Below are 15,761 nucleotides of genomic sequence, written 5' to 3'. Positions count from 1 at the left end.
CATAATGGACAAGAACGCGGTCAGGCGGCACCTGCGCGCAGGCAATCGTGGATGTGCACGATGCCCAGCGGCCGGTCGTCCTCGATCACGAACAGGGTGGTGATCTTCTTCTCGTTCATCTCTCGCAGCGCCTCGACGATCAACGCCTTCGGGCGGATGGTCTTTGGCCGCGGCGACATGATGCTGTCGGCGCGCTCTGCCAGAAGCTCCGGCGTCAGATGACGGCGCACGTCGCCGTCGGTGATGATCCCGACCAGCGCGCCCGCCTCGTCGGTCACCCCGACGCAGCCGAGCCGCTTGGCCGTCATCTCGAAGATGACGTCGGACAGCGGCGAGTCAAGACGGCACAGGGGCAAATCAGCCCCCTTGTGCATGATGTCCGTCACCTTCAGCAGGGCGCGGCCCAGCTGGCCGCCGGGGTGGAACTCGCGGAAATCGGCGGCGGAGAAGCCGCGCCGCTCCAGCAGCGCCACCGCGATCGCGTCGCCCAGCGCCAGCATCATGGTGGTGGAGGTGGTCGGCGCCAGCCCCAGCGGGCAGGCCTCCGGTTCCGGCGGAACCACCAGCGCCACGTCCGACTGCTCGGCCAGCGAGGAGACGGCCCGGCGGGTCATGCCGATCAGCGGGATGCCGAAGCGGCGGGTGAAGGCGATGATGTCCGCCAGCTCGTGCGTCTCGCCCGAGTTTGACAGCGCCACCACCGCGTCGTTCTTCGCGATCATGCCGAGGTCGCCGTGGCTCGCCTCGCCCGGATGGACGAAGAAGGCCGGCGTGCCGGTGGAGGCCATGGTCGCGGCGATCTTGCGGGCGACATGGCCCGACTTGCCCATGCCGGTGACGACCACCCGCCCTTCGATGCCGTGCAACAGGTCGAGCGCCTTCAGGAACGCACCGTCGAGGCTGTCCGCCAGCGCCACCAGCGCATCGGCCTCCGTCCGCAGGACGCGGGTGGCGCAGGCGAGGTCGCGGTTCTCCACGGCGCTCGACTCCGCCGAGGCGGCGGAGCCGCCGGACAGGCCGGCGGTCAGGCCGGACGTGATAACGCTGGTCAAGGCGGTCATGCCTTCCATTCAAAGGCCCGATAGGCAGGCCGTTCACAAACACGCGCCCGCCCGGATGGCTCCCGGCAGGCGCGTCATGCAGTATGCCCACCGGCGGACCCCGGGTCAAATCCACGGCCGGTCAGGGGAGGGGGCGCTCTCCCTCTCCCGCCCCGGGAGAGGGGACTTTCGCGTCACCGCGCGTTCAGTGCGCCAAAATGTCCGGGGTTTCCCAGCCGCCGAGGTCCAGCTCGCCGCGGGCCGGCAGGAAGTCGAAGCAGGCCTGGGCCAGATGGGTGCGCCCCTCGCGCGCCAGCATGACGTCCAGCTTCGCCTTCAGGTCATGCAGGTGCAGCACGTCCGACGCCGCATACTTCATCTGGTCGGTGGTGAGTTCGGCGGCGCCCCAGTCGGAGGACTGCTGCTGCTTGGAGATCTCCACCCCCAGCAGGTCCTTGCACAGATCCTTCAGGCCATGGCGGTCGGTGAAGGTGCGGACCAGCTTGGAGGCCACCTTGGTGCAATAGACCGGCCGGCAGTCGACGCCCAGATAGGCCTTCATCACCGCCACGTCGAAGCGGGCGAAGTGGAACAGCTTGGTCACGCCGGGATCCGTCAACAGGCGCTTCAGGTTCGGCGCCTCGTACTGGCCGGGACGGAACTGCACCAGATGGACGGCACCGTCGCCGGCCGACAGCTGCACGAGGCAGAGGCGGTCGCGGTGGGGGTTCAGCCCCATCGTCTCGGTGTCGATGGCAACGCAGTTGTCGCGGGCGCCGGCGGCAAGGTCGAGGCCGTCGGGGAGGTCGCCGTCATGAAGGTCGATGGGCATGGTCGCTTCCCGGGTGGTCAGGCCCCCGGCCACGGACCCTAGAAACGACGAACGCCGCTCTGCACTGCCTCCCTCTCGATCGAAGGAGCTGTGCATGCGGCGCAGCCGGGTAGAAAAGAAATGGTGCCCAGGAGAAGACTCGAACTTCCACGACATTTCTGCCACAGGTACCTGAAACCTGCGCGTCTACCAATTCCGCCACCTGGGCTCGGTGCTCGGTGTGTGGGCGGTTGTTTAATGATCCGGCCGGGGGGCGTCAACAGCTTTTTTCCGACCCCTTCATTTTTTTGTCGCATCGCGGGTTTTCCTCCCGCCGCCGGCCGGCGCGGCAATGCAGTCCCTAGATTGGCGGCGGTCCATTCGCTATAAGCATGCCCGCAGTTCCAGCAGTCCTCATGGCGACACACAGTCGGACGACGCGCGGGGGCGCGCGGCAACGGCGGGTCAGCCGCCGCGTGAAAGCCCCGGTTACGGCGCGCAACGACACGGGAGACGGTCGATGTCCTATCGCACTCAGGTTATCACGGTGTTCGGCGGTTCGGGCTTCATCGGCCGCCACCTGATCCGGCGCCTCGCCAAGTCCGGCGCCCAAATCCGCATCGCCACCCGCAATCCGGGCAAGGCCACGTTCCTGAAGACGGCCGGCGCCGTCGGCCAGATCGTCCCCTTCGCCACCGACTGCACCAAGGACGAGTCGGTCGCCCGCGCCGTTCAGGGCGCGGACGTCGTCATCAACCTTCTGGGCGTGCTGTACGAGCGCGGGAGCCAGAGCTTCCAGGGCGTGCATGTCGATGCCGCGGCCCGCATCGCCCGTCTGGCCGCCGCCAACGGCGTCAACCGGCTGATCCAGGTTTCCGCCATCGGCGCCGACGCCAATTCCGCCTCCTCCTACGCCCGTTCCAAGGCGGCCGGCGAGCAGGCGGTGCTGGCCGCCTTCCCGGCGGCGACGATCCTGCGCCCCAGCATCGTCTTCGGCCCGGAGGACAACTTCTTCAACAAGTTCGCCGCGATGGCGCAGAAGGCCCCCGCCCTGCCGCTGATCGGCGGCGGCAAGACCCGCTTCCAGCCGGTCTATGTCGGCAATCTGGCCGACGCCGTCATCGCCGCGCTGGAGAACGACGCCAGCCGCGGCAAGACCTACGAACTGGGCGGCCCGCGCGTCTACAGCTTCCGCGAATTGCTGGAGCTGACGCAGAAGGACATCCAGCGCCACCGCCCGCTGGTGACCATCCCCTGGAACATCGCCGAATCGCTGGCCGGCATCCTGGAGAAGATCCCGGTCCTCGCCCCGGCGCTGACCCGCGATCAGGTTGCCTTGCTGCGGCGCGACAACGTCGTCTCCCCCGACGCGCTCGGCTTCAAGGATCTGGGCATCACCGAGCTCGCCACCTGCGAGGTGATCCTGCCGACCTACCTGTCGCGCTTCATCGTCGGCGGCAAGTACAACAGCCTCACCGGCAACGCCCACTGAGCGGCGGAGCCGGTTCCGTGACTCCCGAAAGCCCCGGCCTCCGCGCCGGGGCTTTCGCATTGGGGCTTTCGTGGTGACGAGGCTGCGCGCGCTTGCCTCCTTTATCAGCGGCGCCGTCATCGGCACGCTGGGCGGCCTGATCGGGCTGGGCGGGGCCGAGTTCCGGCTTCCCCTGCTGGTCGGCGCCTTCCGTTTCGCGGTGCTCGACGCCGTCATCCTGAACAAGGCGATGAGCCTCGTCGTCGTCGCCGCCGCCCTTCCCTTCCGGGCCGGCGCAGTCCCGCTCGGCCTCGTCGCCGCCAACGGGACGGTGATCCTCAACCTGCTGGCCGGCAGCCTTCTGGGCGCCTGGATCGGGGCGGGCTGGGCGATGCGGATGGACGCCGCCCGGCTGCACCGGGTGATCGCCCTGCTGCTGGTGCTGATCGCCGGCGCCCTGCTGTTCGGCCATGGCATGGCGGGCGGCGCGGCAGGCGGCGGAGGGTCTCCGCTGACGGGTCTGGCCCTTGTCGCCGCCGGGACCGCCGCCGGTTTCGCCATCGGCGTGGTCGCCTCCATCCTGGGCGTGGCCGGCGGCGAGCTGCTGATCCCGACGCTGGTGCTGCTGTACGGCGTCGACGTCAAGTTGGCGGGCAGCCTGTCCCTGGCGATCAGCCTGCCGACCATGATCGCCGGCTTCTCCCGCTACGCCCGCGACCGCAGCCTGTCCGTGCTGGCCCGCAACCGCGGATTCGTGCTGCTGATGGCGGCGGGATCGCTGGCCGGCGCCTTCATCGGCGGCCGGCTGCTGGGCGTCGTGCCGGAGTCGGTCCTGCTGCCGGTGCTGTCGGCGATCCTGCTGCTGTCAGCCGTCAAGATGTGGCGGCACTGAGAAGCTCCGCGGAGTTCCGCCCGGTTCGGGCATGGCACGCCTGCCCCTTCCCTGCTTGATTTCCCCGCCGGCCGCCGTCATGTCGGCAGTTCAACAGCGACGGGACGGGCGATGACAGGGGCAGAGGATATCCGCGGCAGCGCGGGCCGGGTGGTGGAGCAGGCCGCCGCCGCGCGCTGGGCCACCGTCGCCGCCTTCTTCCTGAACGGCACCGTCTTCGGCGTCTGGGCGACCCAGATCCCGCTGCTGAAGAACCGGCTCGACCTCAGCCCCGCCGTACTGGGTGTGGCGCTGCTCTGCCTTGCCGTCGGCGCGCTGACCGCGATGATCGCCAGCGGCCCGCTGCTGGGACGGCTTGGCAGCGCCCCGGTGACGCGGGTGACCGCCCTGCTGTTCGCCGGCTTCCTGCCCCTGCCGGCGCTGGTGCCGGACGTGGTGACGCTGTGCATCGTGCTGGCGCTGTTCGGTGCCTCGGGCGGCACCATGGACGTCGCCATGAACGCCCAGGGCGCGCTGGTGGAGCGGCGGCTCGGCCGGCCGATCATGTCCTCGCTGCACGGAATGTGGAGCCTCGGCGGGCTGGCCGGCGCCGGCCTGGGCGGGCTGCTGCTGCCGCTGATGGCGCCGGCGGCGCAGGCCGCGCTGGTGTCGGTCGGGCTGGTCGCGCTGTTCCTCGCCTTGCAGGGCCGGTTCCTGGCCGACCGCAACGCGTCGACCGGCGGGCTGGTCCTGCCCGACCGCAAGACGTTGCTGCTGGGCCTGCTCGCCGCCCTGTCCTTCATGAGCGAGGGCGCCATCCTGGACTGGAGCGCCATCCATCTGCGCGACGATCTCGGCGCCCCGGCCTCGCTCGCCGGCATGGGGTTCGGCGTGTTCTGCGCCGCCATGGCGGCGGGACGCTTCAGCGGCGACCGGCTGCGCCACCGCTTCGGCGGAGCGACGCTGATGAGCGGCGGCGGTCTGCTGGCCGCGGCCGGACTGGGTCTCGTTCTGGCGGCCGGCGTGGTGGCGGACGGATCGCCGCTGCTGGCGATGGCCGGATTCGGGCTGACCGGGATCGGCCTGTCGAACATCGTCCCGGTGCTGTTCAGCACGGCGGGCGCGGTGGAGAGCGGCCACGCCGACCATGCGGTCGCCGCCGTGTCCACCATGGGCTACACCGGCGTGCTGGCCGGCCCGCCGCTGGTCGGCTTCATCGCCCAGGCGACCAGCCTAGCCACCGCCTTCGCCCTGATCGCGGTGCTCGCCCTGTTCGTGGCCGTCGCCGCGGCCCGGGCGGTGCCGCGGCAGGCTCTTTGAGAGTTACAGATACAGGAAGGCCAGCATGCCGGTGCCGATGGCGATGCGGTACCAGCCGAAGGGGGTGAAGCCGTAGCGGCCGACGAACTCGACCAGCGTCTTCACCACCAGGGCCGCGGCGATGAAGGCGGTGACGAAGCCGACCAGGATCAGCAGGCCGCTGTCCAGGCTCATCACCGACCAGTTCTTGTAGAGGTCGTAGGCGGTGGCGCCGGCCATGGTCGGCACCGCCAGGAAGAAGGAGAACTCGGCCGCCGCCTTGCGGTCGACGCCCATCAGCAGGGCGCCCAGGATGCTGGCCCCCGACCGCGACACGCCCGGCACCAGCGCCAAGCACTGGCAGAAGCCGATCTTCAGCGCCAGCGGGGCGGAGAAATTCTCGATCCGGTGATAGCGGGCGACCGGGACCAGCCGCTCCACCAGCAGGATGGCGACGCCGCCCAGGATCAGGGCGATGCTGACCACCGTCGGGTTGAACAGCAGCGTCTTGATGACGCCGTGCAGGGCGGCGCCCAACACCATCGCCGGCAGGAAGCCGATCAGCACCGCCATCACGAAACGCCGCGCGCCGGGGTCGTCCTTCAGCCCTGTGGCGACATGCCACAGCCGCTGGAAATAGACCACGCAGATCGCGAGGATGGCGCCGAGCTGGATCACCACCTCGAACACCTTGCCGGGCGGACCCTGGAAGCCCAGCAGTTCGTCCAGCATGATGAGGTGACCGGTGGAGGAGACGGGCAGGAACTCGGTCAGCCCCTCCACCAGCCCCATCAGGGTGGCGTCCAGATATTGATCGATCATCATCGTGGCACGGAGCCTTCGGCACGGTTGGATGTTGCGGTGCTTATAGCAGGCGGGGCCGGTGCTTGGCGACGGCGAGGGGTCGGTACCCCTATTTGCGAGATAGTCCCGTTTTCGGACTAATTTTCTGTCTCGTTTTTGTGACGCTATGCCGCACCGCTCACGCATTCCAGCCTTGCTACAGAAAAGGTCAACAAAGCGGACCTATCGGTTCTTTTGTGCTTCCGCCGGTCCCGCGCATGCGTTATATGACGAGCGTCCGCCACTTTGCGGACGTTCGATTTCAACCCAGCCGGTCGGTGTAGGCCAACGCCGCAGCCCCCGGTCAGGCCCAGCAAGGCGATGCCCCCGCAGCAGACGACGGGGCCGCGAAGCGAAGGAGCAGACGTCATGGCGAACCAGAAAATGTTGGGCTTCGTGCACACCGCGCAGAAGATGCCCGACAAGCGGTCTGCCGCCGACCGTCGCCAGGACTTCGCGGAAATCTATGCCCGCTTCAGCGACGAGCGCGCGAACGAGCAGGCCAACCGCTGCTCGCAGTGCGGCGTTCCCTTCTGCCAGGTGCATTGCCCGGTCTCCAACAACATCCCCGACTGGCTGAAGCTGACCGCCGAGGGCCGTCTTGAGGAGGCTTACGAGGTCTCCCAGGCCACCAACAACTTCCCCGAAATCTGCGGCCGCATCTGCCCGCAGGACCGCCTGTGCGAGGGCAACTGCGTCATCGAGCAGTCGACCCACGGCGCCGTCACCATCGGCTCGGTCGAGAAGTACATCAACGACACCGCCTGGGAGAACGGCTGGGTCAAGCCGCGCAAGCCGGCCCGCGAGCTGGGCCTGTCGGTCGGCGTGATCGGCGCCGGCCCGGCCGGCCTCGCCGCCGCCGAGGAGCTGCGCGCCAAGGGCTACGAGGTCCATGTCTACGACCGCTACGACCGCATGGGCGGCCTGCTGGTCTACGGCATCCCCGGCTTCAAGCTGGAGAAGGACGTCGTCGCCCGCCGCGTCCAGCGTCTGGCCGATGCCGGCGTCATCTTCCATTCGAACTTCGAGGTCGGCCGCGACGCCTCGCTGGCCGAGCTGCGCGAGCGCCACGTCACCATCCTGGTCGCCACCGGCGTCTACAAGGCCCGCGACATCGAGGCCCCCGGCGCCGGCCTGAAGAACATCGTCCCGGCGCTCGAATACCTCACCACCTCCAACCGCGTCGGCCTCGGCGATCAGGTCGGGGCGTATGAGGACGGCTCGCTGAACGCCGCCGGCAAGAAGGTGGTGGTGCTCGGCGGCGGCGACACCGCAATGGACTGCGTGCGCACGGCGATCCGCCAGGGTGCGACCTCCGTCAAGTGCCTGTACCGCCGCGACCGCAAGAACATGCCGGGCTCGCAGCGCGAAGTGGCGCATGCCGAGGAGGAAGGCGTCGAGTTCGTCTGGCAGGCCGCGCCCGAAGGCTTCACCGGCGAGGATGTGGTGACCGGCGTCCGCGCCGTCCGCATCCACCTGGGTGTCGCCGACGCCACCGGCCGCCAGACCCCGCAGGTGATCGAGGGCTCCGAGTTCACCGAGCCGGCCGACCTCGTCATCAAGGCCCTCGGCTTCGAGCCGGAGGATCTGCCGGGCATGTTCGGCGCGCCGGACCTGACCGTCACCCGCTGGGGCACGCTGCTGGTCGACCACCGCACCAAGATGACCAGCCTGGACGGCGTCTTCGCCGCCGGCGACATCGTCCGCGGCGCCTCGCTGGTGGTCTGGGCCATCCGCGACGGCCGCGACGCCGCCGAGGCGATGCACGCCTACGCCCAGACCGTCGGCGCGCCCAAGCTGGCCGTCGCGGCGGAGTAAATCCACCCACCTGCCCCCTCCCCGACCCTCCCCCGCTCTCGGCCGGCTAAAGGCCGGTCCGATCGCGGGAGAGGGGGTTGAGCGCGAGAGCGGCGGATTTCCCTCTCCCACCGCAGGTGGGGGAGGGTTAGGGAGGGGGCAACCGTCCCCCACCCCAAGTTCGTCATCAGAACCACCGTCTACCCCAGGGGGCCATCCCTTCCGCCCCCCAGGTCAACGTCCAGACTGTGAAAGGGTCGTTCCATGACCACCGAGTTGAACCAGGGTGAGCAGTTCGTCGCCGATTTCCGCGCCAACGCCGCGGCGCTGACCACTGCGCACGCCTACAATCCGGCCGACGAGCACGACGCCTGCGGCGTCGGCTTCATCGCCGCGATCGACGGCAAGCCCCGCCGTTCGGTGGTCGAGAAAGGCATCGAGGCCCTGAAGGCGGTCTGGCACCGCGGTGCGGTGGACGCCGACGGCAAGACCGGCGACGGCGCCGGCATCCATGTCCAGGTGCCGCAGAAGTTCTTCAAGGACCACGTCAAGGTCATCGGCCACACCCCGCCGGAGAACAACCTGGCGGTCGGTCAGGTCTTCCTGCCGCGCATCAGCCTGGACGCGCAGGAAGCCTGCCGCTGCATCGTCGAGACCGAGATCCTGGCCTTCGGCTACTACATCTATGGCTGGCGTCAGGTGCCGATCAACGTCGACATCATCGGCGAGAAGGCCAACGCGACCCGGCCCGAGATCGAGCAGATCATCATCGGCAATTCGAAGGGCGTGTCCGACGAGCAGTTCGAGCTCGACCTCTACATCATCCGCCGCCGGATCGAGAAGGCGGTGCATGGCGAGCAGATCAACGACTTCTACATCTGCTCGCTGTCGGCGCGCTCGATCATCTACAAGGGCATGTTCCTGGCCGAACAGCTGTCCACCTTCTACCCGGACCTGACCGACGACCGCTTCGAGTCGTCCTTCGCCATCTACCACCAGCGCTATTCGACCAACACCTTCCCGACTTGGCCGCTGGCCCAGCCCTTCCGCATGCTCGCCCACAACGGCGAGATCAACACGCTGAAGGGCAACGTCAACTGGATGAAGGCGCACGAGACCCGGATGGAGCATCCGGTGTTCGGCACCCACATGGCGGACCTGAAGCCGGTGATCGGCGTCGGCCTGTCGGATTCGGGGGCGCTGGACACGGTGTTCGAGGTGATGGTCCGCGCCGGCCGCAGCGCGCCGATGGTCAAGATGATGCTGGTGCCGCAGGCGCTGACCAGCTCGCAGACCACGCCGGACAACCACAAGGCCCTGATCGCCTACTGCAACTCGGTGATGGAGCCGTGGGACGGCCCGGCCGCGCTCGCCATGACCGACGGCCGCTGGGTCGTCGGCGGCATGGACCGCAACGGCCTGCGCCCGATGCGCTACACCATCACCACCGACGGCCTGATCATCGGCGGCTCCGAGACCGGCATGGTCAAGATCGAGGAGAACCAGGTTGTCGAGAAGGGCCGCCTCGGCCCGGGCGAGATGATCGCCGTCGATCTCCAGGCCGGCAAGCTGTTCAACGACCGTGAGCTGAAGGACCATCTGGCCAGCCAGAAGCCCTGGGGCCAGTGGGTCAAGAACACCACGCACCTGGACGAGCTGGTGAAGTCCGCCGCCCTGAAGGGCGAGCCGTCGGAGATGGAGAAGGAGGAGCTGCGCCGTCGCCAGATGGCCTTCGGCCTCGCCATGGAAGACATGGAGCTGATCCTCCACCCGATGGCGGAGGACGGCAAGGAGGCCGTCGGCTCGATGGGCGACGACAGCCCGATCGCCGTGCTGTCGGACAAGTACCGCGGCCTGCACCACTTCTTCCGCCAGAACTTCTCCCAGGTCACCAATCCGCCGATCGACTCGCTTCGCGAGCGCCGGGTGATGAGCCTGAAGACGCGGCTGGGCAACCTCGGCAACATCCTGGACGAGGATGAGAGCCAGACCCGGTTGCTGCAACTCGACAGTCCGGTGCTGACCACCGCCGAATTCCACGCGATGCGGGAATATATGGGCGACACCGCCGCGGTGATCGACGCGACCTTCCCGGTCGATGCCGGCCCCGACGCGCTCCGCGACGCCCTGCGCCGCATCCGCCAGGAGGCGGAGGACGCGGTGCGCGGCGGTGCCAACCACGTCATCCTGACCGACGAAGCGATGGGCCCAGCCCGCGCCGCCATCCCGGCCATCCTGGCGACCGGTGCGGTCCACACCCACCTGATCCGCTCCAACCTGCGCACCTTCACCTCGCTGAACCTGCGCACGGCGGAATGCCTGGACACCCATTACTTCGCGGTGCTGATCGGCGTCGGCGCCACCACCGTCAACGCCTATCTGGCGCAGGAAGCGGTGGCCGAGCGCCAGCGCCGCGGCCTGCTGGGTTCGCTGTCGCTGGAAAAGGCGATGACGAACTACAAGAAGGCCATCGACGACGGCCTGCTGAAGATCATGTCCAAGATGGGCATCTCGGTCATCAGCAGCTACCGCGGCGGCGGCAACTTCGAGGCCATCGGCCTCAGCCGCGCCCTGGTCGCCGAGCATTTCCCGGCGATGGTCAGCCGCATCTCCGGCATCGGCCTGAACGGCATCCAGAAGAAGGTTCTGGAGCAGCACGCGCTGGCCTATGCCGGCGAGGCGCTGCCGCTGCCGGTCGGCGGCTTCTACCGCTTCCGCAAGTCGGGCGACCGCCATGGCTGGGAGGGTGGGATCATCCACACCCTGCAGCAGGCCGTCACCAACGACAGCTACACCACCTTCAAGAAGTATTCGGAGCAGGTGAACAAGCGGCCGCCGATGCAGCTGCGCGACCTGCTGGAGTTCCGCACCACCAAGGCCGCCGTTCCGGTGGACGAGGTGGAGAGCATCACCTCCATCCGCAAGCGCTTCATCACGCCGGGCATGTCGATGGGCGCCCTGTCGCCCGAGGCGCACGGCACGCTGAACGTCGCCATGAACCGCATCGGCGCCAAGTCCGACTCGGGCGAGGGCGGCGAGGATCCGGCGCGCTTCCGTCCCGACAAGAACGGCGACAACTGGAACTCCGCCATCAAGCAGGTGGCGTCGGGCCGCTTCGGCGTCACCGCCGAATACCTGAACCAGTGCCGCGAGCTGGAGATCAAGGTCGCCCAGGGCGCCAAGCCCGGCGAAGGCGGCCAGCTGCCCGGCTTCAAGGTGACGGAGATGATCGCGCGGCTGCGTCACTCGACGCCGGGCGTCATGCTGATCAGCCCGCCGCCGCACCACGACATCTACTCGATCGAGGATCTGGCGCAGCTCATCTATGACCTGAAGCAGATCAACCCGGACGCCAAGGTCACGGTGAAGCTGGTCAGCCGGTCGGGCATCGGCACCATCGCCGCCGGCGTGGCGAAGGCCAACGCCGACATCATCCTGATCTCCGGCAACTCCGGCGGCACCGGCGCCTCGCCGCAGACCTCGATCAAGTTCGCCGGCCTGCCCTGGGAGATGGGCCTGTCGGAGGTGCATCAGGTCCTGACGCTGAACAAGCTGCGCCACCGCGTGCGGCTGCGCACCGATGGCGGCCTGAAGACCGGCCGCGACATCGTCATCGCCGCCATGCTGGGCGCCGAAGAGTTCGGCATCGGCACCGCCAGCCTGATCGCCATGGGCTGCATCATGGTCCGGCAGTGCCATTCCAACACCTGCCCGGTCGGCGTCTGCGTCCAGGACGAGAAGCTGCGCGAGAAGTTCGTCGGCACGCCGGAGAAGGTCGTCAACCTCTTCACCTTCCTGGCCGAAGAGGTCCGCGAGATCCTGGCCCGCCTGGGCTTCCGCTCGCTGACCGAGGTGATCGGCCGCACCGACCTGCTGCATCAGGTCAGCCGCGGCGGCGCCCACCTGGACGACCTCGACCTCAACCCGCTGCTGGCTCAGGTCGATCCGGGCGAGAACGCGCGCTATTGCACGCTGCAGGGCCGCAACGAGGTGCCGGACACGCTGGACGCCCGCATCGTCGCCGATGCCCGCCCGCTGTTCGAGGAAGGCGAGAAGATGCAGCTCGCCTACAACGCCCGCAACACGCAGCGCGCCATCGGCACGCGGCTGTCCTCGATGGTGACGCGTAAGTTCGGCATGTTCGGGCTGCAGCCCGGCCACATCACCGTCCGCCTGCGCGGCACCGCCGGCCAGTCGCTGGGCGCCTTCGCGGTCCAGGGCATCAAGCTGGAGGTGATGGGCGACGCCAACGACTATGTCGGCAAGGGCCTGTCGGGCGGCACCATCGTGGTCCGTCCGGCGACCAGCAGCCCGCTGGAGTCGAACAGGAACACCATCATCGGCAACACGGTGCTGTACGGCGCCACCGCCGGCAAGCTGTTCGCCGCCGGCCAGGCGGGCGAGCGGTTCGCGGTGCGCAACTCCGGCGCCACCGTGGTGGTGGAGGGCTGCGGCTCCAACGGCTGCGAGTACATGACGGGCGGCACGGCGGTGATCCTGGGCAAGGTCGGCGACAATTTCGCCGCCGGCATGACCGGGGGCATGGCCTACCTGTACGACCCGGAGGACTCGCTGCCGCTGCACATCAACGAGGAAAGCGTCATCTTCCAGCGGATCGAGGTGCCCCATTACGAGGCCCAGCTCCGCGCCCTGATCGAGGAACACGTCGCCGAGACGCAGAGCCGTTTCGCCGCCGAGATCCTCAACGACTGGCAGCGCGAACTCGGCCACTTCTGGCAGGTGGTTCCGAAGGAGATGCTGCACCGTCTGGCCGTGCCGGTGACCCTGCCGCGCGCCATCCCGGCGGAGTAAGGATCGGCCAAGCCCGCACAATGCCGAATATCCCCTCTCCCCCCCGGGGAGAGGGTTAGGGTGAGGGGGATGCGCGGCGAGGATCTTCAAGAGTCGCGCACCTTCCATTCCACGCCAAATCCAGCATGTGCATCCCCCTCACCCCGACCCTCTCCCCGGGGAGGAGAGGGGGTTTCGAAGAGCGGACATGAAAACGGCGCGCCATCCGGCAGGACGGTGCGCCGTTTTCATTTGGAGTTGCGTCAACCGGCGGACGGAGGCAGCTCCAGCACCATGACGATGCTGTCGAACTGGACACCCGGCGCCAGCACCACCGACCGGTGCCCGACCGGGCGGAAGCCGGCCGACGCATAGAAGCGCTCGGCGACGAGGCTCGACAGGCACTCCAGCCGGCGGACACCGGCAACCCTGGCCTCCTCGATGCAGCGGCCGAGAAGCGCGGTGCCGACGCCGCGGCGCAGGTAACCGGGATGGGTGGCGAAGTGGCGGATATGGCCGACCGTCGGGTCGACCGGCTGGCAGGGCGGCCCCGGCGGCTCGCGGGTCCAGCCGCCGCAGCCGACGACCGCACCGTCATCCGCCACCGCCAGATGATAGGTGCCAGACCGCAGCAGCAGCGGGTTGGCCTTCATCATCGCCGGCAGGGCGCGCTCCAGAACGTCCGCCGGATAACCTGCGGCCATCAGCGGCGGGTAGGAGGCCTGGAGCAGCGCGCCGACCGCCTCGGCATCTTCCGGTCCCGCCGGCCGGATGGTGAAGCCGGGATGGCTCACGGCTCGATTTCCCACGGCTCATCCTTGGCCGCCGCGATCCACTCCCGCAACGCCGGCAGGGCCAACACCGCGTCCATATAGGCGCGCGATACCGGCGAGACCGCGACGCCATAGGTCTCCAGCCGCGTCACCACCGGGGCGAACATGGCGTCGGCGATGGTGAAGGCGCCGAACAGGAACGGTCCGCCCGCCGGGCTGCCGAAGCGGGTGCGGGCATCGGCCCACAGCGCCTCGATGCGGGCGATGTCGGCCGCGGTCGACTCGGACATGCCCTCGCCCTTGAGGTCGCGCTTGAGGTTCATCGGCATGGTGGTGCGCAGGGAGACGAAGCCGGAATGCATCTCCGCCGAAACCGACCGCGCCACCGCCCGTGCCGCAGGATCCGCCGGCCACAGCCCCACATTAGGGGCTAGTTCCGCCACATACTCGCAGATCGCCAGCGAATCCCAGATCGCGAGCCCGCGGTGGACAAGACAGGGCACGCGGCCGGTCGGCGAATGCTCCGCGATGCGGGCGACGGTGTCCGGCTGGCGCAGGGCGATCACAGTCTCGGCAAAAGCCAGCCCCGCGTGCTTCAGCACCAGCCATGGGCGCATCGACCAGGACGAATAGGCCTTGTTCCCAATCACCAGGGTCAGATCGGACATCGGACTGCACCTTTCGAAACAAGCAATCTGCGGGGGCGTGAGCATGGCCCACCTCCCGAACCGTAACAAGCCTTCCGGTTGCGCCAGGGCAAACATCCGCCCTGCCCGCGCGACATTCCCCTCCGGATGTTTCGTTGGAGCGGGTATACTGCGCGGCCGGGGTGGCGGATGGGCCGTCCATCCGGGAAATATCCCGCATCATCGTTGATCATTGGCTTTCCGCGAGGCCCCCATGACCCGGAAGCTGTTCTGGGACGATCCCTACCGCACCCGCCTTGATACCCGCATCGCCGCGGTGGACGGCGAGGAGGTCACGCTGGAGGCCACCATCCTCTACGCGCTCTCCGGCGGGCAGGAGAGCGATGCCGGCACGATCGGCGGCTTCGACGTGCTGGAGGCCCGCAAGGACGGCCGGGAGATCCGCTACAGGCTTGCGCCCGGCCACGGGCTCGCTCTCGGCGATACAGTCGCGGTGGCGGTCGACTGGGGGCGCCGCTACCGGCTGATGCGCCTGCACTTCGCAGCGGAGATCGTGCTTGAACTGGTGGTGGCCCGCCTGCCCGGCATCCACAAGGTCGGCGCGCATCGTCGCCGCCGACACCCCCATCCTGAGCGGCTTCAGCGACGAGGCCGCCGAGCGCCGCTTCTGGGAGATTCCCGGCTTCGCCCGGGTTCCTTGCGGCGGCACCCACCTGCGCCGGACCGGCGAGATCGGCGCGCTGACGCTCAAGCGCCGCAACACCGGCAAGGGCAAGGAGCGGATCGAAATCGCCCTGGCCGACGCTCAGCCGTGAGCCGTGGCCCGGTCGGGAAGCCAACAGACTCCTGATGGACGATTGAAGCCCGGAAAAGGCCATCGTGGTTCAATCAAGCACTGGCAGCTTTGACTCCCTATGATAGGATAGTTTACCTAGAGCGCCAGGGAGGCCGTGGTATGTTTCCGATGAGTCGTTTCATTGGAGCCGTTCGTTCGCTCCGCCATTCCGGCGGTATCGCCCAACGGCTACTCGCTCGGCACAGTGAACAATGGAACATCACCGGAAAGCTGTTTCACTCTGTTCCAATTGTTCCATCCCCCCGTCGAAACGACGCAACGGATGGAGCATGGCGACCGATGGAACAGTGGAACATGCCCGGAAAACCGTTCCACACTGTTCCACGGCTCGGCTTTCACAGCCCGCCCATGCCTGCCCGGCGTATCGCCCCCCTTTCCAGCCGGCGCCCGGCGCGCCATCCTTGGGGGATGGGCATCCGTGTCGGATGCGTGACGTGATCTCGTGAGAAGGATCCTCAGTCTTGCTCGCCACCCTGCTTGCCGTTGACGGTCCGGACACCGTCGCCCTCACCCCCGTGACCAAGGCCGGGCTGGCCGACTGGCTGGCCGGGCAGTCGCCGGC

11 protein-coding genes and 1 tRNA gene are annotated in these 15,761 nt (G+C 68.4%); 6 read left to right on the top strand and 6 right to left on the bottom strand.

Annotated elements, in window-relative coordinates; translation table 11 throughout:
• Positions 1–20: 20 nt before the first annotated feature.
• The 3 genes from VD964_RS26585 to VD964_RS26575 form a co-directional block, all read right to left on the bottom strand.
• On the bottom strand, positions 21–1,061 hold the full coding sequence (locus tag VD964_RS26585) for a KpsF/GutQ family sugar-phosphate isomerase (RefSeq protein ID WP_414637276.1): 1,041 nt from the start codon (positions 1,059–1,061) through the stop codon (positions 21–23).
• 184 nt (positions 1,062–1,245) lie between these two features.
• Positions 1,246–1,872, bottom strand: a complete 627-nt coding sequence (locus tag VD964_RS26580; protein WP_324871474.1) for a ribonuclease D — start codon at positions 1,870–1,872, stop codon at positions 1,246–1,248.
• A gap of 121 nt (positions 1,873–1,993) precedes the next feature.
• Positions 1,994–2,080, bottom strand: a tRNA-Leu gene (locus VD964_RS26575).
• 291 nt (positions 2,081–2,371) lie between these two features.
• Between VD964_RS26575 and VD964_RS26570 the strand changes: the two genes are divergently transcribed.
• From VD964_RS26570 to VD964_RS26560, 3 genes are all read left to right on the top strand, one after another.
• Positions 2,372–3,343 carry a complex I NDUFA9 subunit family protein gene (locus VD964_RS26570; RefSeq protein ID WP_324871473.1) on the top strand — a complete coding sequence of 324 codons (972 nt, stop codon included), beginning with the start codon at positions 2,372–2,374 and terminating at the stop codon, positions 3,341–3,343.
• 73 nt (positions 3,344–3,416) lie between these two features.
• Positions 3,417–4,214, top strand: a complete 798-nt coding sequence (locus VD964_RS26565; RefSeq protein ID WP_324871472.1) for a sulfite exporter TauE/SafE family protein — start codon at positions 3,417–3,419, stop codon at positions 4,212–4,214.
• Positions 4,215–4,325: 111 nt separating this feature from the next.
• Positions 4,326–5,513: an MFS transporter gene (locus tag VD964_RS26560; protein WP_324871471.1), complete on the top strand. Its 1,188-nt coding sequence runs from the start codon at positions 4,326–4,328 to the stop codon at positions 5,511–5,513.
• Positions 5,514–5,516: 3 nt separating this feature from the next.
• Here VD964_RS26560 and VD964_RS26555 read toward each other — a convergent pair whose 3' ends face one another.
• Positions 5,517–6,317 (bottom strand): undecaprenyl-diphosphate phosphatase, encoded by an 801-nt coding sequence (locus VD964_RS26555; protein ID WP_324871470.1) that lies wholly within the window; start codon positions 6,315–6,317, stop codon positions 5,517–5,519.
• 387 nt (positions 6,318–6,704) lie between these two features.
• On the opposite strand from VD964_RS26555, the gene VD964_RS26550 reads away from it, so the two are divergent.
• Both VD964_RS26550 and gltB read left to right on the top strand, forming a co-directional pair.
• Complete coding sequence (locus tag VD964_RS26550; RefSeq protein WP_324871469.1) at positions 6,705–8,153, top strand: NAD(P)-dependent oxidoreductase; 1,449 nt, start codon at positions 6,705–6,707, stop codon at positions 8,151–8,153.
• A 243-nt stretch (positions 8,154–8,396) separates the two neighbouring features.
• Entirely contained in the window at positions 8,397–12,944 is a 4,548-nt protein-coding gene (gltB, locus tag VD964_RS26545; protein WP_324871468.1) for a glutamate synthase large subunit, read from the top strand.
• Positions 12,945–13,186: 242 nt separating this feature from the next.
• Here the strand turns inward: gltB and VD964_RS26540 are convergent, their stop codons facing one another.
• Together VD964_RS26540 and VD964_RS26535 are read right to left on the bottom strand one after the other, a co-directional pair.
• Positions 13,187–13,717: a GNAT family N-acetyltransferase gene (locus tag VD964_RS26540; protein ID WP_324871467.1), complete on the bottom strand. Its 531-nt coding sequence runs from the start codon at positions 13,715–13,717 to the stop codon at positions 13,187–13,189.
• Positions 13,714–14,364 carry a glutathione S-transferase family protein gene (locus VD964_RS26535; RefSeq protein ID WP_324871466.1) on the bottom strand — a complete coding sequence of 217 codons (651 nt, stop codon included), beginning with the start codon at positions 14,362–14,364 and terminating at the stop codon, positions 13,714–13,716. Before VD964_RS26535 ends, VD964_RS26540 begins: the two co-directional genes overlap by 4 nt.
• 536 nt (positions 14,365–14,900) lie before the next feature.
• On the opposite strand from VD964_RS26535, the gene VD964_RS26530 reads away from it, so the two are divergent.
• Positions 14,901–15,158 (top strand): hypothetical protein, encoded by a 258-nt coding sequence (locus VD964_RS26530; RefSeq protein ID WP_324871465.1) that lies wholly within the window; start codon positions 14,901–14,903, stop codon positions 15,156–15,158.
• Positions 15,159–15,761 lie beyond the last annotated feature (603 nt).

This window comes from Azospirillum sp., assembly GCF_035628975.1.
Lineage (GTDB): Bacteria > Pseudomonadota > Alphaproteobacteria > Azospirillales > Azospirillaceae > Azospirillum.
This window is presented reverse-complemented; position numbering and strand designations above follow the sequence as displayed.

What these genes read in the sequence shown, in the direction of transcription:
- VD964_RS26585 (WP_414637276.1), bottom strand. Translation starts at nt 1,061, where the DNA reads ATGACCGCCTTGACCAGCGTTATCACGTCCGGCCTGACCGCCGGCCTG.
- VD964_RS26580 (WP_324871474.1), bottom strand. Translation starts at nt 1,872, where the DNA reads ATGCCCATCGACCTTCATGACGGCGACCTCCCCGACGGCCTCGACCTT.
- VD964_RS26570 (WP_324871473.1), top strand. Translation starts at nt 2,372, where the DNA reads ATGTCCTATCGCACTCAGGTTATCACGGTGTTCGGCGGTTCGGGCTTC.
- VD964_RS26560 (WP_324871471.1), top strand. Translation starts at nt 4,326, where the DNA reads ATGACAGGGGCAGAGGATATCCGCGGCAGCGCGGGCCGGGTGGTGGAG.
- VD964_RS26555 (WP_324871470.1), bottom strand. Translation starts at nt 6,317, where the DNA reads ATGATGATCGATCAATATCTGGACGCCACCCTGATGGGGCTGGTGGAG.
- VD964_RS26550 (WP_324871469.1), top strand. Translation starts at nt 6,705, where the DNA reads ATGGCGAACCAGAAAATGTTGGGCTTCGTGCACACCGCGCAGAAGATG.
- gltB (WP_324871468.1), top strand. Translation starts at nt 8,397, where the DNA reads ATGACCACCGAGTTGAACCAGGGTGAGCAGTTCGTCGCCGATTTCCGC.
- VD964_RS26535 (WP_324871466.1), bottom strand. Translation starts at nt 14,364, where the DNA reads ATGTCCGATCTGACCCTGGTGATTGGGAACAAGGCCTATTCGTCCTGG.